This is a genomic window from Pseudomonas sp. 1L-E-NC-VB-C3, from assembly GCF_057291535.1.
This window is the reverse complement of sequence record NZ_JBXAWD010000005.1, coordinates 161,650-185,382: the sequence shown is the minus strand read 5'-3', so window position 1 is coordinate 185,382 and position 23,733 is coordinate 161,650. Positions and strand designations below refer to the sequence as shown.

At 61.3% G+C, this 23,733-nt stretch carries 20 protein-coding genes; 5 read left to right on the top strand and 15 right to left on the bottom strand.

Going from position 1 to position 23,733, the window contains the following annotated elements; translation table 11 throughout:
• Window positions 1-79: 79 nt before the first annotated feature.
• On the top strand, window positions 80-1,114 hold the full coding sequence (selD, locus tag AC0Z5Z_RS10705) for a selenide, water dikinase SelD (RefSeq protein WP_310217094.1): 1,035 nt from the start codon (window positions 80-82) through the stop codon (window positions 1,112-1,114).
• Complete coding sequence (gene mnmH / locus AC0Z5Z_RS10700) at window positions 1,114-2,220, top strand: tRNA 2-selenouridine(34) synthase MnmH (protein ID WP_236169570.1); 1,107 nt, start codon at window positions 1,114-1,116, stop codon at window positions 2,218-2,220. Before selD ends, mnmH begins: the two co-directional genes overlap by 1 nt.
• Window positions 2,221-2,329: 109 nt before the next feature.
• Here mnmH and AC0Z5Z_RS10695 read toward each other — a convergent pair whose 3' ends face one another.
• Window positions 2,330-3,004 (bottom strand): hypothetical protein, encoded by a 675-nt coding sequence (locus AC0Z5Z_RS10695; RefSeq protein WP_024013504.1) that lies wholly within the window; start codon window positions 3,002-3,004, stop codon window positions 2,330-2,332.
• A gap of 283 nt (window positions 3,005-3,287) precedes the next feature.
• On the opposite strand from AC0Z5Z_RS10695, the gene AC0Z5Z_RS10690 reads away from it, so the two are divergent.
• The gene (locus tag AC0Z5Z_RS10690; protein WP_122611212.1) at window positions 3,288-3,986 is read left to right on the top strand and encodes a glutathione binding-like protein; all 699 of its coding nucleotides are present in this window, start codon (window positions 3,288-3,290) and stop codon (window positions 3,984-3,986) included.
• A gap of 255 nt (window positions 3,987-4,241) precedes the next feature.
• Window positions 4,242-5,216, top strand: coding sequence for a porphobilinogen synthase (hemB, locus tag AC0Z5Z_RS10685; protein WP_016775388.1), 975 nt, complete (start codon window positions 4,242-4,244; stop codon window positions 5,214-5,216).
• Between the two features lie 96 nt (window positions 5,217-5,312).
• On the opposite strand, the gene AC0Z5Z_RS10680 is transcribed toward hemB, so the two are convergent.
• The 3 genes from AC0Z5Z_RS10680 to AC0Z5Z_RS10670 form a co-directional block, all read right to left on the bottom strand.
• Window positions 5,313-5,756 (bottom strand): hypothetical protein, encoded by a 444-nt coding sequence (locus AC0Z5Z_RS10680; RefSeq protein ID WP_150634883.1) that lies wholly within the window; start codon window positions 5,754-5,756, stop codon window positions 5,313-5,315.
• Window positions 5,757-5,878: 122 nt separating this feature from the next.
• The gene (locus tag AC0Z5Z_RS10675; RefSeq protein WP_375122419.1) at window positions 5,879-7,405 is read right to left on the bottom strand and encodes an FAD-dependent monooxygenase; all 1,527 of its coding nucleotides are present in this window, start codon (window positions 7,403-7,405) and stop codon (window positions 5,879-5,881) included.
• Window positions 7,406-7,606: 201 nt separating this feature from the next.
• On the bottom strand, window positions 7,607-9,811 hold the full coding sequence (locus tag AC0Z5Z_RS10670; RefSeq protein WP_485611036.1) for a TonB-dependent receptor: 2,205 nt from the start codon (window positions 9,809-9,811) through the stop codon (window positions 7,607-7,609).
• A 268-nt stretch (window positions 9,812-10,079) separates the two neighbouring features.
• Between AC0Z5Z_RS10670 and AC0Z5Z_RS10665 the strand changes: the two genes are divergently transcribed.
• Window positions 10,080-11,162, top strand: coding sequence for a DUF1615 domain-containing protein (locus AC0Z5Z_RS10665; RefSeq protein ID WP_485611035.1), 1,083 nt, complete (start codon window positions 10,080-10,082; stop codon window positions 11,160-11,162).
• 70 nt (window positions 11,163-11,232) lie between these two features.
• Here the strand turns inward: AC0Z5Z_RS10665 and AC0Z5Z_RS10660 are convergent, their stop codons facing one another.
• The 11 genes from AC0Z5Z_RS10660 to AC0Z5Z_RS10610 form a co-directional block, all read right to left on the bottom strand.
• Window positions 11,233-11,673 (bottom strand): phage infection protein, encoded by a 441-nt coding sequence (locus AC0Z5Z_RS10660; protein WP_071172976.1) that lies wholly within the window; start codon window positions 11,671-11,673, stop codon window positions 11,233-11,235.
• 132 nt (window positions 11,674-11,805) lie between these two features.
• Window positions 11,806-12,498: an anti-sigma factor gene (locus tag AC0Z5Z_RS10655; RefSeq protein WP_095182135.1), complete on the bottom strand. Its 693-nt coding sequence runs from the start codon at window positions 12,496-12,498 to the stop codon at window positions 11,806-11,808.
• Window positions 12,495-13,022, bottom strand: a complete 528-nt coding sequence (locus tag AC0Z5Z_RS10650) for a sigma-70 family RNA polymerase sigma factor (RefSeq protein WP_095182134.1) — start codon at window positions 13,020-13,022, stop codon at window positions 12,495-12,497. The genes AC0Z5Z_RS10655 and AC0Z5Z_RS10650 overlap by 4 nt, the downstream gene beginning before the upstream one ends.
• 161 nt (window positions 13,023-13,183) lie before the next feature.
• Window positions 13,184-13,705 carry a DUF3455 domain-containing protein gene (locus AC0Z5Z_RS10645; RefSeq protein ID WP_485611034.1) on the bottom strand — a complete coding sequence of 174 codons (522 nt, stop codon included), beginning with the start codon at window positions 13,703-13,705 and terminating at the stop codon, window positions 13,184-13,186.
• A gap of 170 nt (window positions 13,706-13,875) precedes the next feature.
• Entirely contained in the window at window positions 13,876-15,510 is a 1,635-nt protein-coding gene (locus tag AC0Z5Z_RS10640; protein ID WP_485611033.1) for an ABC transporter ATP-binding protein, read from the bottom strand.
• Window position 15,511: 1 nt separating this feature from the next.
• Window positions 15,512-16,534: an ABC transporter permease gene (locus AC0Z5Z_RS10635; protein ID WP_485611032.1), complete on the bottom strand. Its 1,023-nt coding sequence runs from the start codon at window positions 16,532-16,534 to the stop codon at window positions 15,512-15,514.
• Window positions 16,534-17,598, bottom strand: a complete 1,065-nt coding sequence (locus tag AC0Z5Z_RS10630) for a microcin C ABC transporter permease YejB (RefSeq protein ID WP_056788670.1) — start codon at window positions 17,596-17,598, stop codon at window positions 16,534-16,536. Before AC0Z5Z_RS10630 ends, AC0Z5Z_RS10635 begins: the two co-directional genes overlap by 1 nt.
• A gap of 1 nt (window position 17,599) precedes the next feature.
• A complete protein-coding gene (locus tag AC0Z5Z_RS10625) occupies window positions 17,600-19,465 on the bottom strand; it encodes an extracellular solute-binding protein (protein WP_485611031.1) in 1,866 nt (621 codons plus the stop codon).
• 225 nt (window positions 19,466-19,690) lie between these two features.
• Window positions 19,691-22,402: a TonB-dependent receptor gene (locus AC0Z5Z_RS10620; RefSeq protein WP_315435403.1), complete on the bottom strand. Its 2,712-nt coding sequence runs from the start codon at window positions 22,400-22,402 to the stop codon at window positions 19,691-19,693.
• A gap of 207 nt (window positions 22,403-22,609) precedes the next feature.
• A complete protein-coding gene (locus AC0Z5Z_RS10615; protein ID WP_315435402.1) occupies window positions 22,610-23,011 on the bottom strand; it encodes a biopolymer transporter ExbD in 402 nt (133 codons plus the stop codon).
• Window positions 23,011-23,718, bottom strand: coding sequence for a MotA/TolQ/ExbB proton channel family protein (locus AC0Z5Z_RS10610; protein ID WP_041477200.1), 708 nt, complete (start codon window positions 23,716-23,718; stop codon window positions 23,011-23,013). Before AC0Z5Z_RS10610 ends, AC0Z5Z_RS10615 begins: the two co-directional genes overlap by 1 nt.
• Window positions 23,719-23,733 lie beyond the last annotated feature (15 nt).

Here is a 23,733-nt window from a genome sequence, read left to right as displayed (position 1 = left end):
GGGGCCGCTCGGTCAGCACAAAAATCTGCGCGCTCGCGCTCTGCTAGAATCCGCCCCATTCATTGCCAGAGACTCTCCCATGAGCGAGCCGATTCGTCTGACCCAATACAGCCATGGCGCCGGTTGTGGCTGCAAGATTTCCCCGCAGGTGCTGGAAGTGATCCTCGCCGGCAGCGGCGCACAGAACCTTGATCCAAAACTCTGGGTCGGCAACGCCTCGCGCGATGACGCGGCGGTGTATGCGATCGATGCCGAGCGTGGTGTGGTGTCGACCACCGATTTTTTCATGCCGATTGTCGATGACCCGTTCGACTTCGGCCGCATCGCCGCAACCAACGCAATCAGCGACATCTACGCGATGGGTGGCGATCCGTTGATGGCGATCGCGATCCTCGGCTGGCCGGTGAATGTGCTGGCGCCGGAAGTGGCGCGGGAAGTGATTCGTGGCGGTCGCTCGGTGTGCGACGCGGCGGGTATTCCACTGGCGGGCGGGCATTCGATCGATGCGCCGGAGCCGATCTTCGGCCTCGCCGTCACCGGGCTTGTGGAAAAGCGCCACATGAAACGCAACGACACCGCCACCGCCGGTTGCCTGTTGTACCTGACCAAACCGTTGGGCATCGGCATCCTCACCACCGCCGAAAAGAAGGGCAAGTTGCGCGCCGTCGACGTCGGTGTCGCCCGCGACTGGATGTGCACCCTGAACAAGCCTGGCAGCCGTTTCGGCAAACTCGCCGGCGTTACGGCGATGACTGACGTCACCGGTTTCGGCCTGCTCGGGCATCTGGTGGAAATGGCCGACGGCAGCCAGTTGACCGCGCGCATCGCCTATGACCGCGTGCCGCGTCTGGACAGCGTCGAGTACTACCTCGATCAGGGCTGCGTGCCGGGCGGTACGCTGCGCAACTTTGACAGCTATTCGAGCAAGGTTGGCCGCGTGCAGGAGTTGCACAAACGCGTGCTGTGCGATCCGCAGACCAGCGGTGGTCTGCTGATTGCGGTCACGCCTGCAGGTAATGACGAGTTCCTTGGCGTCGCCGCCGAACTGGGCCTGAGCCTTGCGCCGATCGGCGAACTGGTTGAGCGACAGACGAACGCGGTCGAGGTGATTTGATGCTCCGCGACTGCACCGACTACCGCGATATTTTCCTCAACGACCGGCCAATGATGGATGTCCGCGCGCCGGTTGAATTTTCCCACGGCGCGTTCCCGGGTGTGATCAATCTGCCGCTGATGAACGACCGTGAGCGCGAACAGGTCGGCACCTGTTACAAACAGCACGGGCAGCAAGCCGCGATTGCACTGGGTGAGCGGCTGGTGTCGGCCGAGGTTCGGGAGGCACGCATTCAGGGCTGGGTCGAATTCGCCCGTAACCACCCCGACGGCTATCTCTATTGTTTCCGCGGTGGCCTGCGTTCACAGATCGTCCAGCAATGGATCAAGGACGAGGGTGGCATCGATTACCCGCGTGTGGGCGGTGGCTACAAGGCCATGCGCACGTTCCTCCTGGAAACCGTCGATCAGGCTGTGGCCGAATGCGATCTGGTTCTGCTCGGTGGCATGACCGGTACTGGCAAGACCGAAGTGCTGGTGCAGTTGAGCAATGGTCTGGATCTTGAAGGCCATGCCAATCACCGCGGTTCGAGTTTCGGCAAGCGCGCCACCGGGCAGCCGGGCAACATTGATTTCGAAAATCGCCTGGCTGTCGATGTGCTGAAAAAGCGCGCCCGCGGGATCGGGCAATTTGTCCTGGAAGACGAGAGTCGGGTGGTCGGCAGCTGTGCCTTGCCGTTGCCGCTGTACCGGGGCATGCAAGCGGCACCGCTGGTCTGGCTTGAAGACAGCCTCGAGAATCGGGTAGAGCGAATCCTGCAGGATTACGTGATTGACCTGCACGCCGAGTTCGTCGCCTTGCATGGCGAGCAGGTGGGTTTCGCCCTATATGCCGAGCGATTGATTGCCAGCCTGAACAATATTCAGCGTCGCCTGGGTGGCGAGCGCTATCAACGACTGTACGGTCAGATGGAGGCTGCACTGGCCGAACAGGCCCTTAGCGGTTCGGTCGAGTTGTTTCGCGATTGGACAAGCGTGTTGCTGCGCGAGTACTACGACCCGATGTATGTATTCCAGCGCGAGAAGAAGGGCGGGCGGATCGAGTTTGCCGGGGAGCGTCAGGCGGTGATCGAGTATTTGCGCGAGCGGGTCAGCCAGAAGGCTTGAGGTGCAAGCAACTGGCCTCTTCGCGAGCAGGCTCGCTCCCACAGTTGAAATGCGTTCCCCTGTGGGAGCGAGCCTGCTCGCGAAGACGCAAGATCGGGCGATACAAAACTCAGGTCGGGCAAGTGTCCTTGCCGTTATCCAGCCCCTGTTTGTAGACATGGCTCTGCAAACTGGCCTTGCCGTTGTGCCACTTCAGGGTCAGCACATACAGCGAATCGAAGTCATCGCCGGCCCAGTCATCGGTGATCTTCTGTCGCTCGCCCACTGCGTTGCCGGCGACCTTGTTGATCAGATCCGGCAGATAACCGTGGGACCAGGCGGTGTAGATCGTCGAGTTGTGGTACTTCTCGTCCAGCAGCTCGCGGGCCAGATCGCTGGTGTCGTTGGCAGAGAATTCGATGTTCACCGGCAGGCCGAGCTTGATCGCGGCCGGGCTGATGGTCATCAGCGGACGAATGTAGCTGTAGGAATTATCCAGCTCGCCTTCCTCGACATTGCGCGTGGGGTTGGCGGCGAATACGTAATCGGCCTTGCCGAATTTTTCCGGCAGCAGCGTCGACAGGTCGATGGCGCGGTTCAGGCCCTGGCAGTTGAGCTGGCCGAGGCCGCCTTCGGGCTTTTCCGCGTGGCGCAGGAACACCAGCGTCTGTGTGCCGTCCGCCGGTTGGGCGCGGCTTTCGCTGGATTCGAGGGACAGAAAAAGCGCGCTGACTGCCAGCAGGGAGGGCAGGGCCACGTACGCGCGATGTTTGAAACGTTTGGCGAAACTCATCAGGTTCGTCATCAATTCGAGGGTTCTTCAGCAAAATCGGTTAAGGCTGACAAACCTTGGCACCGCGGGCTCCCAGCACCGGGTGTTTCCCTGTCATAAACAGCTTCCTCTGCGAGAAAGGCATAACTCAGAGTCCTGTAATGCCCGTTTGGTTCGATCCGGGCCAGTGCGCAGCACTCTAACGGCAACCTTTGCGGGCATGCAGGCAGGTTAGCGACAGGATGTTACGGTTCGTGTAGGCGCGGCAGCAGGCCTACTTTATGATCGGTTTTCAATTTGTGACTGGATGCTTCCAATGACCGATCTGTCTGCATTCCCGATTACTCAGAAATGGCCGGCGCAGTACCCGGACTGGATTCAGCTCTACTCCCTGCCGACCCCCAACGGCGTCAAAGTGTCGATCATGCTCGAAGAGATCGGCCTGCCGTACGAGCCGCACCGCGTCGGTTTCGACACCAACGACCAGACCTCGGCGGAATTTCTCTCGCTGAACCCGAACAACAAGATCCCGGCGATCCTCGACCCGCATGGCCCGGAAGATAAACCCCTGCCGCTGTTCGAATCCGGCGCGATCCTGATTTATCTGGCCGACAAGAGCGGCCAGCTGCTCGCTCAGGAAGGCGCGCTGCGCTACGAGACCATCCAATGGCTGATGTGGCAGATGGGGGGCATTGGCCCGATGTTCGGCCAGCTCGGTTTCTTCAACAAATTCGCCGGCAAGGATTACGAGGACAAGCGTCCACGCGATCGGTATGTCGAGGAGAGCAAACGCCTGCTGAATGTGCTCAACACTCGCCTCGAAGGCCGCGACTGGATCATGGGCGAGCGCTACACCATCGCCGACATCGCCACGTTCCCGTGGGTGCGCAATCTTCTCGGGTTTTATGAGGCCGGGGATCTGGTCGGCATTCAGAATTTCCCCAATGTCACCCGAGTGCTGGAGCGGTTTCTAGCTCGCCCGGCCGTCATTCGTGGCCTGACCATCCCATCCTGACTTTCAGTTGTACACATGCCCCCTGTGGGAGCTGGCTTGCCAGCGATGAAGCCAGCACAGTCAACCTCATTGGTGACTGACCTGCCGCCATCGCTGGCAAGCCAGCTCCCACAGGAATTTGAAATGTACATGCAGGATTATTACAAGCCCGGTAACGCTCTCTTGATCGATCCAGGTTTGTCCCGCACCCGCCGCAAGGCATAAGCTTCGCCCCCTACGACTTTCGTCTCATCCGCTGTTTTCAGGAAAGGCCCCATGTCCAGTCAGTTCCCCGAAGCACGTCCCCGCCGTCTGCGCCGCAATGCGAGCCTGCGCAGTCTGTTCCAGGAAACCGAGTTCAGCCTGAACGATCTGGTCCTGCCAATCTTCGTCGAGGAAGACATCGACGACTTCGTGCCGATCACCAGCATGCCCGGCGTGCAGCGCATTCCCGAGCGCAAACTGGCCAGCGAAATCGAGCGCTACGCCCGCGCCGGCATCAAGTCGGTGATGACCTTTGGCGTGTCCCATCATCTCGATGCCAACGGCAGCGACACCTGGCGCGAAGACGGTCTGGTGTCGCGCATGTCGCGCATTGCCAAGGACGCCGTGCCGGAAATGATCGTGATGTCCGACACCTGCTTCTGCGAATACACCGATCACGGCCATTGCGGCGTGATGCACAACCACGAAGTCGACAATGACCAGACCCTGATCAACCTCGGCAAACAAGCCGTAGCGGCCGCCCGCGCCGGTGCTGACGTGATTGCGCCGTCGGCGGCGATGGACGGCCAGGTGCGCGCGATTCGCCAGGCGCTCGACGCTGCCGGCTTCACGCAGATTCCGATCATGGCCTACTCGACCAAATTCGCTTCGGCACTCTACGGCCCGTTCCGCGAGGCCGGCGGCAGCGCGCTCAAGGGCGATCGCAAAAGCTATCAGATGAACCCGATGAACCGCCGCGAAGCCCTGCGCGAATCGCTGCTCGATGAGCAGGAAGGTGCCGATGCGCTGATGGTCAAACCGGCCGGTGCTTACCTCGACATCATCCGCGACATCCGCCAGGCCTCGAACCTGCCACTGGCGGCGTATCAGGTCAGCGGCGAGTACGCGATGATCAAGTTCGGCGCCCAGGCTGGGGCGATCGATGAGGATCGCGTGGTCCGCGAAAGCCTTGGCGCAATCAAGCGTGCGGGGGCGGATCTGATCTTCACTTACTTTGCGATGGATCTGGCGTTGGCGGGGATCTGAGAAAGGAATCGCAACTTGCAGCATTGCCTATATGGAATGGTTGCTCCTTGTAGGCAGAGGCGTCAGGTTGCGATCGTCTCCATGATCCGATTTTTATCAGAAAAGAGCTTTGCTGAGTTTGACACCTAGCGACGCAGTGACATACAGCGTTGAAGCACCAGTTTTGTGTTCGACTGGATCGAAATCAGCTTTGATTACTCCACTGAAACGAGTTTTATTTTCAGAAATCGTTAGATGCAAGATTGATTGATTGGGCGATGCGTACGTCCAACCTGCATGATTTGCAAAGTAGAATGCGGCGTACTGGTAGTAGGTCGAAGGTATTTCATATGTTCCATCTTCCAGATCGCTGAAAATTTGAAATATAAAAGACCTGTCGTTGGCCTCCGTTCTCCCTCGGAACTCATATTTTACCCGCTGGGTTGAACGCAACTCGATCAAAGCAGCATTTAAAGGTTGGTGGTCGGCGACTTCGAACAGTGCGTTTAATGTTCCAGTGACCTCTATGTCTTGCACTTGGTCTGCGGTGGACAGTTCCATCTTGATTGCTCCTTGAAAACGGTGAGCAATGATTAGAGGTGGCGCTGCGCAATGCGTCCACTGTCAGAGTTGACAGGTGTTCAGGTCTTTCCGACGAATGGCTGGCCAACAAAGTGTGAAGGTCACTGAAAAGGCCGGATGCCGTGATCGAGGAAGTAGCGTTCGATCACCTTCGGATCGGCGCTGCTATCGGCAATCGCCACATAGGTATCCGGCCGCAACAGATAAAATCCGTTGCGCCCCAATCCCGCCGTTTCAAACGCCGGGCGCCAGTCGAAGACGTGCAGCGGCAAGTGGTGTTCGGCGCACCAGGCGATCATCTCGTCGCTGGTGTCGCCATAGACATGCACCTGCCAGCATGGCTGCCGTAGCGGTTCGAAATTATCCCCTTCGCCATCATGCGCCCACGGCAAGCGGTCGCCGCCGTGCACGTGGCCGGCTTCACCCTGGCTCAGTGGCATGCCGCGATAGTTGAGGGTGACTTGCGAGACCGTGCGAAACAGGAATTCGCGGCTGGCTTCGAACCCGGCCATTTTCGGCAGCAGAAACGGCGCCACACGCATCCGTAGCAGATCGGCCATGCGACCCTGCGCGGTGACGAAACTGAAGACCTTGTCGGTGGTGGAGACCAGTCGGCGAGCGAAGGCGATGCGCTCGGTTTCGTAGGTGTCGAGCAGTTTCGGTTCGGCACCACCGCTGAGCACGGCGGCGAGCTTCCAGGCCAGATTGATTGCATCGCCAATGCCCGTGTTCATGCCCTGGCCACCGGCCGGACTGTGTACATGGGCGGCATCGCCGAGCAGAAACGCCCGGCCGTTGCGAAAGTGCTCGGCCACGCGGTGATGCACGCGGTAGGTGGAGAACCAGTGCACGTCTTCGATATGCACTTTCAGGTGTTCGATGGCGCGGCTGCTGACGTCGGCAAATTGCAGGGTTTCGGCACGCTCGGCGCGTTCGTCACGCACCGTGCCGATCAGTCGCGCGCGGCCTTCGCCGGCCAGTGGAAACACCGCGAGAAAATCCGCTTGGTCCAGGTCCAGATGCAACTCGCCATTGAGCGCCGGGCCGCTGGCCGTGATATCGGCGACGTAGAAAATCTGCTGATAGGTGCCGCCGGGGAAGTCGGTGTCGAGGGCTTTGCGCACCACCGAACGGGCGCCGTCGCAACCGGCCAGATAGCAGGCCTGACAAACTTCCCGCCGGCCATCGGGCAGGCGCAGGTGGGCGGTGAGGGTGTCGCCGGTTTCCTCGAAGCTGTCCAGTGCGGTATTGCGCTCCACACTGACGCCGTAATCTTCGAGGCGTTCGAGCAACAGCCGTTCGTGCTCGTCCTGCGGGAAAATCTCGACAAACGCGTAGGGCGTCAGGCCTTCGCCGATGCGCTTGAGGGGCAACTGCGCGACCGGTTTGCCGTTGACCCAGAAGTTCGCCGCCGCGACCTGATGGCCGCGACGCACGATGGTGTCGGCGAGGTCGAGTTGGCGATACAGCTCAAGGGTGCGTGCCTGCACGGCCAGAGCGCGGGAAGTGGTGCCTGGCGCCGAGATCTTGTCGATGATGCGCACGCGCACGCCGAGTTTGCTCAGCCACAGCGCCAGGACCAGACCGGTCGGGCCGGCGCCGATGATCAGCACGTCGCTGCGGTTCATGGGGCTGTCCTCCTGTGGCTGTGCAGCAAGTATGGATCAGGTCGCCAGTTCCGGCCTCTTCGCGAGCAGGCTCGCTCCCACAGGGGACGCATTCCAGTGTGGGAGCGAGCCTGCTCGCGAAGCGTCCGGTCAACCACCAAAAAAACCAGAAAGGCCCCGCAACCGTGAAGCTGCGGGGCCTTTTCTGCGACGCAATGACGCTTAGAAGTCGATCGTCCCCGACAACTTCGCCACTCGCGGTTCGCCTTGGGTCAGGTAGCCGCCCTGAGCCGATTCCCAGTACTTCTTGTTCGCCACGTTTTCAACGCCGAATCGCAGCGTCACGTCCTTCTCCGACACCTTGAACGCATAACGCGCGCCTGCATCGAAGCGGTTCCACGTTGGCAGGCTGAGGTTGTTCGCTGCGTCGGCGTATTGCCCGCCGGTGCGCAGCATCCGCGCATTCAGCGCAACGCCTTGCAGGCCTGGCACGTCCCAGTCCACGCCAGCGTTGAACTGGAAGGTCGGTACGCCGATGGCGTGGTTACCGTCGTTGGCGCCATTGAGGGTGTTTTTCAGTTCGGTGTCCATCAGGGTCAGGCCACTGATCAGGCGCAGGCCGTCGATCGGCTCGCCGAACACGTTCATCTCCACGCCTTTGTTGATCTGTTCGCCTTCACGGACGTAGGTGCAAGTGGTCGGACTGTTGATTTCGCAGTAGCCATCGCTTGGCTGTTCGATGCGGTAAACACCGAGGCCCGCACCGTAGGTGCCCATGTCGACTTTCACGCCCAGTTCGGTCTGCTTGGAGCGTTTCGGTGCGTAGACCTCGTTGCCGTTGGTGACGCGGAAACCGCCGGAGCTGGTCGGCGAAGTCGGCCCTTGGGCCAGGCCTTCGATATGGTTGGCGTAGAACGACACATGCTCCCACGGCTTGAACACGATGCCGTACACCGGAGTGGTGATCGATTCGTCGTAGCTCGACGAACGCGGGCCGCTGCCGTAGCTGGCGTAGCTGTAACCCTGCACCACCAGTTGCTGACGACGCAGACCGGCGGTGACCAGCAGGCGATCGTCGAAGAACCCGAGGGTGTCGGAAATCGCCACGCTGCGGTTGAAGGTCTTGCCGACGATGCCCGGATCGTTGAGATCGCCACCGGCGAAGTTGCCGACCGGCGCTGGGGTAGTGATCGGGTGATAGATGTTGTTGGAGTAGCGGGTCAGGTCGAAGTCATAAGCGCTGCGCTGCTCGGCCCAAATCCCGGTCAGGCCGAAATTCAGCTTGTGGCTGACTGGCCCGGTGTTGAATTTGCCGTTGAGGCCGGCCATGACGCTGGTGTTGTCCTCATCGTGGGGGACGAACGAGCCGGTGGTGAACGAGGCGCCGCTGTTGCCGACCAGCGTGGTCGAGTTATAGCGCCCGACTTCACGGGTGTGCTTGGCGCCACCGGCGGCGTAGGCGGTCCAGTTGTCGTTGAGGTCGTACTCGGCGCGGAGCATGCCGAAGGTGTCTTCGATGTCGGTGTAGCCCCATTTCGGCGCGTAGTTGGTGTCCGCCGATGGCGCATCCGGGATGTGCGTGGCGGTGCCGAGGTTGACCGAGCTGCGGCCGCCGTTGACGCGTTCCTTCTGATAGGCGAAGTCACCGGAAACCCGTAGCGCATCGCCGCGATAATCCAGACCGATGGCGAACAGTTTCGAGCGCTGGTTCTCGTGATCGATGCCGGTGTCGCCCTCGCGTTGCGACAGGTTGACCCGCGCACCGAAGCGGTTGTCTTCACCGAAACGCTGGCCGATGTCGAAGTGATGACCGATGCGGCCTTCGCTGTTGATGTCGGTGGTGTAACGACGCAGCGACACGTCGCCGGCCCGCTTGGGTTGCAGGTTGACGCCGCCGCCGATGCCGGAACCGGTCGGGGTCACGCCGTTGATGAAAGCGTTGGGGCCTTTGAACACTTCCACGCGCTCCAGCGCATCGGTGGAAATGATTTGCCGGGGCAACACGCCGTACAGGCCGTTATAGGAAATGTCGTCGCCATTGAGCGGCAGGCCGCGAATCATGAAGACCTGCGCCTGGTTGGAGAAGCCCGAGGCCTGGCGCACGGAAGAATCGTTGAGCAGTACATCGGCGACGTTTTCCGCCTGCTGATCCTGGATCAATTGCTCGGTGTAGGACGCGGCGCTGAAGGGCACGTCCATCATGTCCTGATTGCCGAGCACGCCCAACTGGCCGCCGCGCGCAACCTGACCGCCAGCGTAGACCGGGGGCAGGGCGTTGGGTGTCGGGGCTTGGGCATTGACGTTGACGTCGTCGAGCACCAGCTCTTTGCTGTTTTGTTCAGCGGCGTGGGCGGTAACGGTCAGGGTGCACAGCAGGGCAAGCAAAGTCGGGCGAAATGGAGCGCCGAGTCGAGCTGAAGCGGGCATGTCGGATCCTGGAGGCGAGCGGCCAAAGAAAAATAAGGGCGGCGCGGAACTCCTTGCGCTAATGCGACTCCAGGCGCGAATGATAGGGTTTCGCAGTAACGTTTTGCAATCAGTTTGTCATCAGCGTGTAGGAGCTGCCGAAGGCTGCGATCTTTTGATTTTGATCTTGATCTGATCTGCAAAAAGCAAGATCAAAAGATCGCAGCCTGCGGCAGCTCCTACGGGGGTTGTGTATGGTGTTGTGGCTAATTTGATTGGATGGAGCAACATGCGATTACTCATTACTCTCGGCGCGGTGCTACTGCTCGCCGGTTGCGCCAGCCAGCGCAGCAACGAACCGGCGCCGCGTCCGCCGGCTGAAGTGAAGGCGGAAATTGTTCGGCTGTTGCCGGCGAAAACTGCCGACCGTCAGGGTTGGGCCACGGACATCTACGCCGCGTTCGCCGCGCAAGACATCAACACCACCACGCAGAATCTGTGTTCGGTACTGGCTGTGGCCGAGCAGGAATCGACTTTCCAGGCCGACCCGACGGTGCCCGGGCTGGGCAAGATCGCCCGCGACGAAATCGACCGCCGCGCCGCCAAGGTGCACATCCCCAGCCTGCTGGTCAGCGGCGCTTTGCAAGTGCGCTCGCCCAACGGCAAGACCTACAGCGAACGCCTGAATGCGGCGCGCAGTGAAAAAGAGCTGAGCGCGATATTCGACGACTTCATCGGCATGGTGCCGATGGGCCGTACGCTGTTCGGCGGCTTCAACCCGGTGCACACCGGCGGGCCGATGCAGGTCAGCATCGAATTCGCCGAGGAGCACGCCAAGGATTACCCGTACCCGGTGGACGGCACGATTCGTCGTGAAGTGTTCAGCCGGCGCGGCGGCATGTATTTCGGCATCGCCCATTTGCTCGGTTACCCGGTGAATTACCGCGAGCCGTTGTATCGTTTCGCCGATTTCAACGCCGGCTGGTACGCCAGTCGCAATGCCGCGTTTCAAAATGCGGTCAGCCGCGCGTCCGGCATTCCGCTGACTCTGGACGGCGATCTGATTCGCTACGACTCGATCATGCCCGGCAGTACCGAACTGGCGGTGCGCACCCTTGGCAAGTCGCTGGGCATGCGCAACCCGACGATTCGCGATCAATTGGAGAAAGGCAAAAACCTGGAATTCGAAGAGACCAGACTCTATCAGCGCGTGTTCGAACTGGCGGAGCGGGCCGAAGGCAAGGCGTTACCGCGCGCGGTATTGCCGGGGATTGTGCTGCAGAGTCCGAAGATCACCCGCAAACTCACCACAGCCTGGTTCGCCAAACGCGTGGACGAGCGTTACAAGCGCTGCATGGCCAAGGCCGGATAAAACACGCAGACATAAAAAACCCGGCTGCGGGAGCCGGGTTTCTCTGCGGTGTTGCGCTTGCAGTCATGCATCAGGCAACACGGCGTTCGATCAGACGATCCGAGCCACCTTCGGCAACGCGGCGTTCGATCAGACGATCCGAGCCACCTTCCGCAACGCGGCGTTCGATCAGACGATCCGAACCACCTTCAGCAACGCGGCGTTCGATCAGACGATCAGAGCCACCTTCGGCAACGCGGCGTTCGATCAGACGATCCGAACCGCCTTCGGCAACGCGGCGTTCGATCAGACGATCCGAACCACCTTCGGCAACGCGGCGTTCGATCAGACGATCCGAGCCGCCTTCGGCAACGCGGCGTTCGATCAGACGATCCGAACCGCCTTCAGCCAGACGGCTTTCGATCAGTTTGTCCGAGCCGCCTTCGGCGATCATGGTGTGCGCCGGGGTGGCGGCGAAAGCGTTAACTGCGAAAACCGAGAAAGCAATGCTGAGAAGAGTCTGGCGTTTCATGATGGTGTGCTCCGGGGTGTTGTTGGTTGGTATGGAGCTGATGTTACGCCCGGAATTTTTTATGAGAACTTCATTGCCGTGATGGTGAACATCGACGTCGATGATGGTTGCGGACAACCGCGTAGCAGAGCCTCAGAGCACCTTCACCGCACGCCCGATCGCCTGAATCGGCCCGGTCGGTTTGCCGATCGGTGAGCCATTGGCGCCTTCCAGGGTCAGCTCAAACAGCTGGTTGGGTTGCAGCGGCGGCAACTTGTCCAGCGGCACCGACAACGCTTGCCCCGGTTTGACCAGTCCCAATGACACCGGTCCCGACCAGCCGTCAGCCTTGGTCCAGAACTCCAGCGCCTTGTCCGCCGGCACCTCGACCACGCCCAGTGGAATCAACTGGATCTCCCGCGCATTGCTCGCCTGAATCACCCAACCCGGCGCCTTGTCCTGCGGCGCCACCAGCACCACCAGATAACTCGGTTTCGGCGCAGTCTGGGTCAGTAGCATCGCGCCCAGAATCAGCGTCGCAGCCAGGCCCGCCGCACTCAAACCGCGCCACAGCGGCAGCAGGTTCCACCAGGAAGCGAGAGGTTTTCTCACCGTCAGCCGTTCGAGACTGCGCTCGATACGTGGCCATAACTGCGCCGAGGGTTGCTGAGGTTCGGCCAGATCGGTCAGCTCCAGCAGACGTCGCTCCCATGCGTCGACTGCCGCGCGCAACTCAGGATCGTTCGGCAGCCGCCGTTGCACCTCGATGCGCTGTTCGAACGACAAGGTGCCGAGCACGTATTCGCCGGCCAGTTCATCCCGTTCCTGCGCTGATTCGCCGGTCATCCCATGCACTCCCGCAAAGCATTGAGGCTGCGCTTGATCCACGCTTTGACCGTGCCCAGCGGCGTGTCGAGGCGCGCGGAAATCTGCGCGTGGCTATAACCGTCGACGTAGGCATGGAGGATGCAGCTGCGCCGCTGCGGTTCCAGTTGTTCGAGGCAGCGATGAATGCGCGCCGAGTGAACATCGACCGCCTCATCAGACGCCGCTGTCTCATGTTCTTCGCTGAACGGCGTTTCCCGACTTTGCTTGCGCAACTGATTCAAGGCCAGGTGCCGGGTCACGCTGAACATCCAGCCCCGCGCCGAGCCGCGCGCCGGGTCGAACCCGGCCGCGCCGTGCCAGATCTTGATGAATGCCTCATGCACAATGTCCTCCGCCAGCGCCGTATCGCGCACCAGCCGCTTGGCCACGCCGAGCAGGCGCGGGCCTTCCTGCACATACAAATCGCGCAAAGCCGCGCGCTCGCCCCGGGCACAGGCGGCGAGGCGGGCTTCATAATCGAAAACGGATTCGGGTAAAGGCATGGGGTGCAATCTAGCTCACATTTCCCAAACATCCAGATGCATTGTTCCCAGTGGGAGCGAGCCTGCTCGCGAATGCGGTGGGTCAGAAAGTAATAAGGCGACTGACACTCCGTCTTCACGAGTAGGCTCGCTCCCACAGGATTGTGCACTGCTTCCGGATATCAGTTCGCCGCCCAGAAAATATAATCCGCCTGGTACTTCACCACTTCCTGCTTGCCCTTGTTCGCCATGTTGCACTCACTGCCCGGCGCGACGCCGCCCTTGAGCGCGACACGCTGGATATAGCTGACCCCGGTCATCGCGCCTTTGCCCTCGGCGGGATTGGTCTTGACCAGTTGATAAGGCAGGTTGCCCGGGCTCGACGGTGCCACGGCGAGTTGCGTGCCGGTGACTTTCGAACCGTCCTTGGCTTGCCACGTCGCTGGCGGGCCGAAATAGGTGCCGACCTGTTTGCCGCTGCGATCATTGAGCACCGCTTTCGGGCCGACAAAGGTCCATTCGGTCTGCCCGGCCATATTGGGTTTGTCGCGGCATTCGTAGGTGATCTCGCCAACCCCGGTGGTTTCCAGGGCAATCTTGTGCCCGTCCGGCACCTTGATCGCGTCGGGATAACTGCTCTGGGCGAAGGTGGTCGCGGTGAAGGCGAGCAAACCGGTGAAGCCAATCAGCTGGGTGATTTTCATCCGATGATTCTCCGAAAAGGGTAGGGCGCTTACAGCACCAGAGTGGGCTGTTACAGGGACTACCCGTGACGGAGGCGATTGGATGCAGTGCCGGAAAAATAAATTTCAAACACCACCGATCAAACCTGTGGGAGCGAGCCTGCTCGCGAAAGCGTCGGGTCAGCCAGCACTTATGTGACTGATGCACCGCATTCGCGAGCAGGCTCGCTCCCACAGGGTTCTCTGTACGGCTTGAGGCCCGAGGCTTTCAGTAACTCTTGGGTATACGGATGTTGCGGCGCAGCGAAGATCTCCCGCGACGATCCTTGTTCAACCACCTTGCCATCCTTGATCACCATCAAGTCATGCGCCAGTGCATGCACCACCGCCAGATCATGGCTGATGAACAGGTACGTCAGCCCATGCCTGATCTGCAACTGGCGCAACAACTCCACCACTTGCTTCTGCACCGTGCGATCCAGCGCCGACGTCGGTTCGTCGAGCAGAATCAGCGCCGGTTCCAGCACCAGTGCGCGGGCGATGGAGATGCGCTGGCGCTGGCCGCCGGAAAATTCGTGGGGATAACGATGGCGGCTTTGCGGATCGAGGCCGACTTCCTCCAGCACGCGAATCACCGCTGCCTCGCGCTCGGCCTCGCTGCCGATGCCGTGGGTCAGCAAGCCTTCGGCAATGATCTGCTGCACCGACATGCGTGGGCTGAGGCTGCCGAACGGGTCCTGAAACACCACCTGAATCTGCCGGCGCAACGGGCGCATCAGACGCTGATTGAGCAGGCTCAACTGCTTGTTGCCGAAACGGATATTGCCCTCTGATTCGACCAGTCGCAGGATCGCCTGACCCAGCGTCGACTTGCCCGACCCCGATTCGCCGACAATCCCCAGGGTCTTGCCGCGTTGCAGGGTGAAACTGACGCCGTCCACCGCTTTGATGTAATCCTGCTGGCGGCTGAAGAGTTTTTTCGGCAGGGGAAACCACACCTTCAAATCATCGACTTCCAGCAGGTTGTGCTCGTACTTGCTTGGCACTGGCGCGCCGCTCGGTTCCGCTTCGATCAACAAGCGGCTATAGGAGTGTTGCGGCGCTTGGAACAGCGTCTCGCAATCGGCCTGTTCAACGATCACGCCCTGACGCATTACGCACACGCGCTGAGCGATCCGGCGTACCAGATTGAGGTCGTGGCTGATCAGCAACAGCGACATGCCGAGGCGCTGCTGCAACTCGATCAGCAGCTCAAGAATCTTCTGCTGTACGGTCACGTCCAGCGCTGTGGTCGGTTCATCGGCAATCAACAATTCCGGCTCGTTGGCCAATGCCATGGCGATCATCACCCGTTGCCGCTGCCCGCCAGAGAGTTGATGCGGATAGGCTTTGAGTCGCTGCAACGGCTGGCGAATACCGACCAGCTCCAGCAACTCCAGGGTCCGCGCGCGAGCGGCGCGGCCCTTGAGGCCCTTGTGGATTTCCAACACTTCGCTGATCTGTTTTTCCACCGTGTGCAGCGGGTTCAGCGAAGTCATCGGCTCCTGGAAAATCATCGCAATGCGATTGCCGCGCAAACCACGCATCTGCTGTTCGCTGGCGTGCAGCAAATCCACGCCGTTGTAGCGAATCGCGCCGCTGCTGCTGACGCTCTGGCCAGGCAGCAGGCGCAGGATCGAATGCGCCGTCACCGACTTGCCCGAGCCGGACTCGCCGACCAGCGCCAGACACTCGCCACGGCGAATATCCAGGTTCACACCGTGCACCACTTCTTGCCCTGCGAAGGCGACGCGCAGGTCGCGGATCTCGATTAAATGGTCTTGCATGTCAGCTCCTCGGATCAAAGGCATCTCGGCACGCTTCACCGATGAAAACCAACAAAGACAGGATCAGCGCCAGGGCAAAAAACGCTGTCAGCCCCAGCCACGGTGCCTGCAGATTGCGTTTGGCCTGGCCGATCAACTCGCCCAGCGACGCGGTGCCGGCGGGCATGCCGAAGCCGAGAAAATCCAGCGCGGTCAGGGTGGCGATGGCGCCGGTGAGAATGAACGGCAGGTAGGTGAGGGTGGAGGTCATGGCGTTGGGCAGAATGTGCCGGCGCATCAGTTCGCTGTCGGTCAGGCCCAGCGCGCGCGCGGCTTTCACGTATTCGAGATTGCGCCCACGGAGGAACTCGGCGCGCACCACGTCGACCAGCGCCAGCCAGGAAAACAGCGCCATGATCCCCAGCAGCCACCAGAAACTCGGCGAGACGAAGCCGGACAGGATGATCAGCAGGTACAGCACCGGCAACCCCGACCAGATTTCCATTACGCGCTGCCCGAGCAAGTCGACCCAGCCGCCGTAGTAGCCCTGCAAGGCCCCGGCGACAATGCCGATCAACGCGCTGATCGCGGTGAGGATCAGCGCAAACAAAATGGAAATCCGCGTGCCGAAAATCACCCGCGCCAGAACATCGCGGGCCTGATCATCGGTGCCCAGCCAATTGCTCGATGACGGCGGGCTGGGCGCCGGTTCGGTGAGGTCGTAGTTGACCGTGTCGTAGCTGAACGGGATCGGCGGAAACAGCATCCAGCCGCCCTGATCCTCGATCAGTTTGTGCACATAACTGCTGGCGTAATCCGGCTGAAACGGCAGCTCGCCGCCGAAATCGGTTTCCAGATAATCGCTGAGGATCGGAAAGTAGAAGGCGTCGTGGTAGCGGATCACCAGCGGCTTGTCATTGGCGATCAGCTCGCCACCGAGGCAGATCAGGCACAGGCCGATAAACAGCCACAGTGACCAGCGCCCACGGCGGTTGGCCTTGAATTGCGCGACGCGGCGCTGGCCCAGAGGCGACAGTGTGAACATCAGGCAGTCCTCGCCGAGAAATCGATGCGCGGGTCGAGCAGGGTGTAACAGAGGTCGCCGATCAGCTTGATCAGCAGGCCGAACAGGGTGAACAGAAACAGCGCGCCGAACACCACCGGATAGTCACGCGACACCGCCGCTTCGTAGCTCATGCGCCCGAGGCCGTCGAGGTTGAAGATGGTTTCGATCAGCAGGGAACCGGCGAAAAACACTTCGATCAGCGCCGACGGCACGCCGGCCACCACCAGCAGCATGGCGTTGCGAAACACGTGGCCGTACAGCACGCGCCGCTCGGTCAGGCCCTTGGCTCGTGCGGTGATCACGTACTGGCGACTGATCTCGTTGAGAAAGCTGTTCTTGGTCAGGATCGTCAGCGTGGCGAAGCCGCCGATCACCAGCGCCGTGACCGGCAGTACGAGGTGCCAGAGGTAGTCGCCGACCTTGCCCAATGTGCTGAGGCTGTCGAAGTTGTCCGACACCAATCCCTGCACCGGAAACCAGTTGACGTAGCTGCCCCCGGCGAACACCACGATCAACAGAATGGCGAAGAGAAACGCTGGCATGGCATAGCCAACGATGATCGCGGTGCTGCTCCAGACATCGAAGGCGCTGCCGTTCCTGATCGCCTTGCGAATGCCCAGCGGAATCGAAATCAGGTAGGTGATCAGCGTCGCCCACAAGCCCAGCGACAACGACACCGGCAGCTTCTGCACGATCAGGTCGGTGACCTTGGCGCCGCGAAAGAAGCTGTTGCCCAGATCCAGTTGTGCGTAGTTTTTCAGCAGCAGCCACAGGCGTTCGTGCAGCGGTTTGTCGAAGCCGTAATGGTGTTTGATTTCCTCGATCAGCGCCGGGTCCAGCCCACGGCTGCTGCGCCCGGCACCGCCGACCGCCGCGACTTCGCCGCCACCGCCCATGCTGTGCCCGCCAAAGCCTTGCAGGCGAGCGATGGCTTGTTCCACCGGGCCACCGGGTGCGGCCTGCACGATAAGAAAATTCACCACCAGAATGCACAACAGCGTGGGGATGATCAGCAGCAAACGGCGACTCAGATAACGCAGCATGTCACTGGCCTCCCGCAAGCTGAGCGCTCATCTGCTGAGTCGTCAGCGGCCTGGCCGAGACTTCCCACCAGGTGTTGAGACCTTCGTCATACGAAGGTTGCACGGCGGGCATGCCGAAGCGGTTCTGATACACCGTCGGCGTGCCTTTGGAGTAGTAGTTGGGAATCATGTAGTAACCCCATTGCAGCACCCGGTCGAGGGCGCGGGCGTAATGCACCATGGCTTCGCGGCTGTTGGCCTGGACCAGCCCGTCAATCAGTTGATCGATTGCCGGATCGGCCAGCACCATCGCGTTCGAGCTGCCGACTTGCGTGGCACTTTGCGAGCCGTACAGGCTGTACAACTCGCGGCCCGGGGACACGATCGGATCGCCACTGCGCGGGAAAGCGCAGACGATCATGTCGTAATCGCGGGCGTTGAGACGGTTGATGTATTGCGCCGAATCGATGCGGCGCAGATTGAGCGTGATGCCGATCTGCGCGAGGGTGCGTTTGAACGGCAGCAGCATGCGATCGAAGCCGCCCTGGCCATCGAGAAAGGTGAATTCCAGCGGCTCGCCGGCGGCGTTGACCAGACGATTGTTTTTCGCCGTCCAACCGGCTTCGGCGAGCAGCTTCAGCGCTTGCAGTTGCTTGTCGCGGATGTAGCCGCTGCCATCGGTTTTCGGCGCTTCATACACCGTGGTGAACACCTCGTCAGGGACCTTGCCGCGCAACGGTTCGAGGATCTTCAATTCCTCGGCATCGGGCAGGGCGCTGGCGGCCATTTCACTCTTGGGCCAGAAGCTGTTCTGACGCACGTAGAAGCCGCGCATCATCTGTTTGTTGGTCCACTCGAAATCCCAGAGCAGGCTGATCGCCTGACGCACGCGGCGATCCTTGAAGAACGGGTTCTGCAGGTTGAACACGAAGCCCTGAGCGGCGGTGGGTTTGTCCGGCGCGAGGATCGACTGCTGCAAACGACCGTCACGCAGTGCCGGGCTGTCATAGCCGACCACGTAACCAGAGGAGGAGAACTCACGGTTGTAATCGAACGCGCCGGCCTGCAACAGCTGGCGGGCGACGTCGGTGTCGCCGTAGAAATTCACCGTCAGGCTGTCGAAGTTGTACATGCCGCGACTGACCGGCAGGTCCTTGCCCCACCAGTCCGGGTCACGCTGGAAACTGATGCTGCGTCCGGCGTCGACTTTGCTCACCCGGTACGGGCCGCTGCCCAGCGGTGGCTCGAAGCCGCCGCCGTTGGCGAAGTCGCGGGTTTTCCACCAGTGCTCGGGCAGCACGCGCAGCGTCGCCAGATCCAGCGCGAGGGTGCGATTGAGGTTGTTCTTGAAGGTGAAACGGACCTGCCGTGGACTTTCGACCAGCACGTCCTGCACGTCGGCGTATTGCTGGCGGTAACTCAGGCTGCCCTTGGTCATCAGCAGGTTGAAGGTGTAGCGCACGTCTTCGGCGGTGATCGGCGTGCCGTCGGCAAAGCGTGCCTTGGGGTTGAGGGTGAAGCGCACCCACAGACCTTCGGGATCGCGCTCGATCTGCTGCGCAACCAGAGCGTAAACCGTGTAGGGCTCATCCAGCGAACGGAACGCCAGCGGCGCGTATACCCAGTCATTGACCTGCACCACCGAAATGCCCTGATCGGCATACGGCGTGATGTAGTTGTACTGACCGATCTCCATCGATGCACGGCTGAGCGAACCGCCCTTGGGCGCGTCGGGGTTAACAAAATCGAAATGCTTGAAGCCGGCCGGATACTTCGGCGCCTCGCCGTACACCGTCAGCGCATAACTGCCGCCGGCCAGCGCCGAAGTGCCGAAGCACAGCAGCGCACTGCCCAAAAGCAGGCCAGCCATGTTGCGCAAGAAACTCATGAAGTCACCCTTGAAATCCCTGAAGGAACCCGGACCCGATGTGAGGCGAGCTTTTGTGGCGAGGGGATTTATCCCCGATCGGCTGCGCAGCAGTCGCAAGATCAATGCATGCGGTACTTCTGATTCTCCGCGTCGGCAGGTCTTGGGGGCGCTTCGCACCCCATCGGGGATAAATCCCCTCACCACAAAGGCTCGCTCCCACAGGGGGATGCGCTTTATCTCGGGTTAGAAGTGGTAAGTCATGCGCGCAAACAATGTCCGGCCCAGCGGGTCGGTGTAGCGCGGGTCATAGCCGCTCTGGAAGTTGTAGGCCTGGTTGGAGAACGGCGGGTTGCGGTCGAACACATTCTTCATCCCGGCATCAACGTCGAGCACTTTGTTGAAGGTGTAACCGGCCGACAGATCCCACACCGAATACGACGCCACCCGCGCGTGCGTCTCGCGGTCGTAATCGTTGTAACCGGTGGTGAAGCGGTTGGTCAGCGCCGCCCGTGCCGCGCCGAAGCTCCAGCTGCCGGTGAGGTTGTGCTTCCAGCGCGCGATCACGCCGTCGCCCTGAAAGTCGCCGACCTTGTCGGTGAACGGGCCTTTGATGGTGCTCTGGAAGTCGTACTCGTCGACATAGGTGCCTTGCAGGCCGAGGCCGAACTGACCGTATGGCGTGTTCGGGAAGCGATAGTCGAGCGACACGTCGACACCATTGGTCTCGACGACGCCGAGGTTGGCGTTGCCGGTGACGATGTAGTTGAGCGTGCCGTCGGCGTTGCGCACGAAGCGGTCCGGATAGGAGCCGGCCTGATCGAACACGGTGGATTCCGGGAACGGCTGGATCTGGTTGGAGATGTGAATCCACCAGAAATCCAGACCCACCGACAGATTGCTGATCGGCTGGTAGACGAAGCCCAACGTCACGTTGCGCGCCTTCTCCGGGGCCAGATCCTCGTTGCCGCCAATCTGGTTGAGGAATTGCTGACCGCAATCGCGCCCGCCGTTACCGCCCGGTTGCACCACACCGCCGGTACACAGCACCGGGTCGTTGTAGTAACCCTGAGTGAACGTGATGCTGCGCGGCGAATACAGCTCGTACAGCGATGGCGCGCGGAAACCTTCGCTGTAGGCACCACGCACCACCAGCTCTTTGATCGGCTGATAACGGAACGAATATTTCGGGTTGGTGGTGCTGCCGAAGTCGCTGTATTTGTCGTGGCGCACAGCGGCGGACAGTTCGAGGCTGTCGAGCACCGGCACGTTGAGTTCGGCATAGGCGGCCTTGACGCTGCGGTCGCCCTCGACGCTGCCGGCCGGGTCGATGCCGAGGCTCTGGATGTCGCCGGCGAACGACTCGAAGTCCTGATGGAATTTCTCCTTGCGGTACTCGCCGCCCAGAGCCAGACCGGACGGACCTGCGCCGAACCAGTCGCCGATTTCACGGCTGACGCGACCATCGAACCCGGCCACGCGACCCACGGCTGTGGAGTAGGCGCCGTGGTACGCGGCGGCATCGATGTACTGCTGGCCGGCAGCGGTCTGCGGGCCGAACGGGTTGAGCAAACCGCTGGCCAGCCCGTCAATCATCGCCTGATCGCTGACATAGCCACTGGTGACGCTGGAGACGATTTTGTTCTGGTTGTACGAGGCGCCGACGTTGTAATCCCAGCCGCCAACCAGACCATCGAAGCTCAGCAGAAAGCGCTGGCTGGTGTTCTGGTCTTTCGATTCACGCGGGCCGGCAGCGGTTTCACGCCAGTTCACATCGACCGGCTGCGTCGGGTCGAGGGCGAAATCGGTGGGCGCCGGGGTGATGCCATTGCCGGGGTAGTACGGCGACGAGGAATCCAGGCTCAGACCAGTCAGTGGCGCCGGGCCGACGGCGACGGCGTTGTTGTTGCGCGACCAGAAATATTCAAGGTTGGCGTTGTGATCATCGCCGAGCTTGGCAGTGGTCTTGCCGAAGAACGAGGTCTTCTCGGTCTGTGGCACCAGATCGATGTATTCACGGGTGCTGAAGCGGCACAATCCGTCGCGGGCGATCAGGTTGGGGCCGTTGCAATTGCTGTTGGCCAACGGGTTGGTGGCGTTGCCGTTCTGGCTGTAGTTGCCGGGGAACGCGGTGCCGGAAGTCTGATCGAGACCGCGACCGGGCGCATAGTCGGTGGCGAAGGAGCGGTCGTTGGCGTCGAGGTTCTGCTGCTTGTTGTAGTTGAACACGCCGAGGACGTTGAAGCGGTCTTCTTCCAGATCGCCGTAGCCCCAACTGGCGCTCATGTCTTTGGTCGCGCCGCCACCGCTGTGGGTCGGCGTTTCGCCGCCCAGGGTCAGGGCGCCATCGGTGAGAGATTTTTTGGTGATGAAGTTGATCACACCGCCGATGGCGTCGGTGCCGTACAGGGCCGAGGCGCCGTCGCGCAGCACTTCCACGCGTTCGATGGCGGCAAACGGGATCATGTTCAGATCCACCGCGCCGCCGGCGGAGTTGGTGCCGGACAAGGCATTGTTGGCCAGGCGTCGACCGTTGAGCAGCACCAGGGTTTTGTTCGCGCCGATGCCGCGCATGTCGGCAAACGACGCACCGCCCGTTGCCGCGCCGACGGAGCCGGCGCTGTTGTTGATCGACTGGCTGCCGGTGATGCGCTGCACCAGTTCGGCGGTGGTGGTCACGCCCTGTTTGCGCAGCTCGTCAGCCTTGAGGATGGTGATCGGCACCGCCGTTTCCGCATCGACCCGGCGAATCGCCGAACCGGTCACTTCGACCCGTTGCAGTTGCGTGGTCGGCGCCGCCACGACAGCGGCTGCCGGCGTGGCACTGTTGTCGTCCTCGGCCGCTTGCACGGTCCCGGCGCCCATCCCCATGGCCACCAGATACAGCGGAACGAAACGGTGGCGAGACATCGTTGCCACCAAAGGTTTGAGCGTGAAGCGTGGAGTGTTCATCAGCATGGTTGTTTCCGATTTTCAGACGTTATCGAATTGGCCTTGTGAGCCGCTCATTGCTCCGCTTCCGGTGATACCGCGCGCGGAAAACCACTTTCTTCAAGCAAGCCGATCCCCTCCGAAGACGCGGGGCGTTTTTTCGGTCGGCCGGGTGCGACGGGATTTCTTTCAGCGGCGCCGGGCGGGTGTTTCAACACCCATCCGGCACCGCACTCAGTGGGTGGTCATCACCGAAATCTTGCTGATGCCGGAGCGCTCGATCGATGCCATCGCCTTGGCCACCTGGCCGTAATTGACGGCGGCGTCGGCCTGCAACTGCACGCGCACGTCGGCGTCCTTGGCCTTGACCTCCTTGAGACTGGCCTCGAGGGATTCCGGGGCCAGTTCGGTCTTGGCCAGATAGAACTTGCCGTCCTGATCGACGCTGACCACCACCGGGTCTTTCTTTTCGGCAGGGGCGACGGCGTCGGTTTTCGGCAGGTTGACCTTGATCGCGTTGGTCATCAGCGGCGCGGTGACAATGAACACCACCAGCAGCACGAGCATCACGTCGACCAGCGGCGTGACGTTCATTTCGCTGAGCACTTCATCGCTGTCTTGGATAGAAAAGGACATCAGCTGGCCTCCCGCACGGCGGTGGTGCTTTTGCTGGCAATGGCCTGGCGGCTGATGGAAAAGGCACTGCGCGAGGCGAGGGCGTCGAAGTCGTGGGCGAAGTCGTCCATGTCCGCTGAGGCCAGTTTCAGCCGACGCAGGAAGAAGTTGTAGATCAGCACCGCCGGCACCGCGACGGCGATGCCCACGCCAGTGGCGATCAGCGCGTGGCCGATAGGCCCGGCGACCGCCTCAAGGCTGGCCGAGCCGGTTTCGCCGATGCTTTGCAGGGCTTCCATGATTCCCCACACGGTGCCGAACAAACCAATGAACGGCGCGGTGCTGCCGATACTGGCGAGGATCGCCTGGCCGTTTTCCAGCGAGCGACGTTCCTTCTGGATCTGCTGGCGCAGGTTGCGTTCCAGGCGGTCGGAACGGTTGATGGTGTGCGCCAGTTGCTGCGTGGTGCGCGGCGAATCTTCCACCAGCAGGGCTTCGAAACCGCTGCTGGCGATGCGCGCCAGCGAGCCCGGATACTGGCTGGCGTGTTCGGCGGCGGTGAGCAGGTCCGGCGCGCTCCAGAAGGCTTTGGCGAACTGTTTGTTCTGCGCTTTCTGGCGCAGGTACTGGGCCGACTTGACCAGCAGGATCGCCCAACTGACCACGGAAAACAGCACCAGACCCCAGAGCACACCGGGGACAATCATCGAAGACAGTGAATCGTTCATGGCTACACCTCGCTT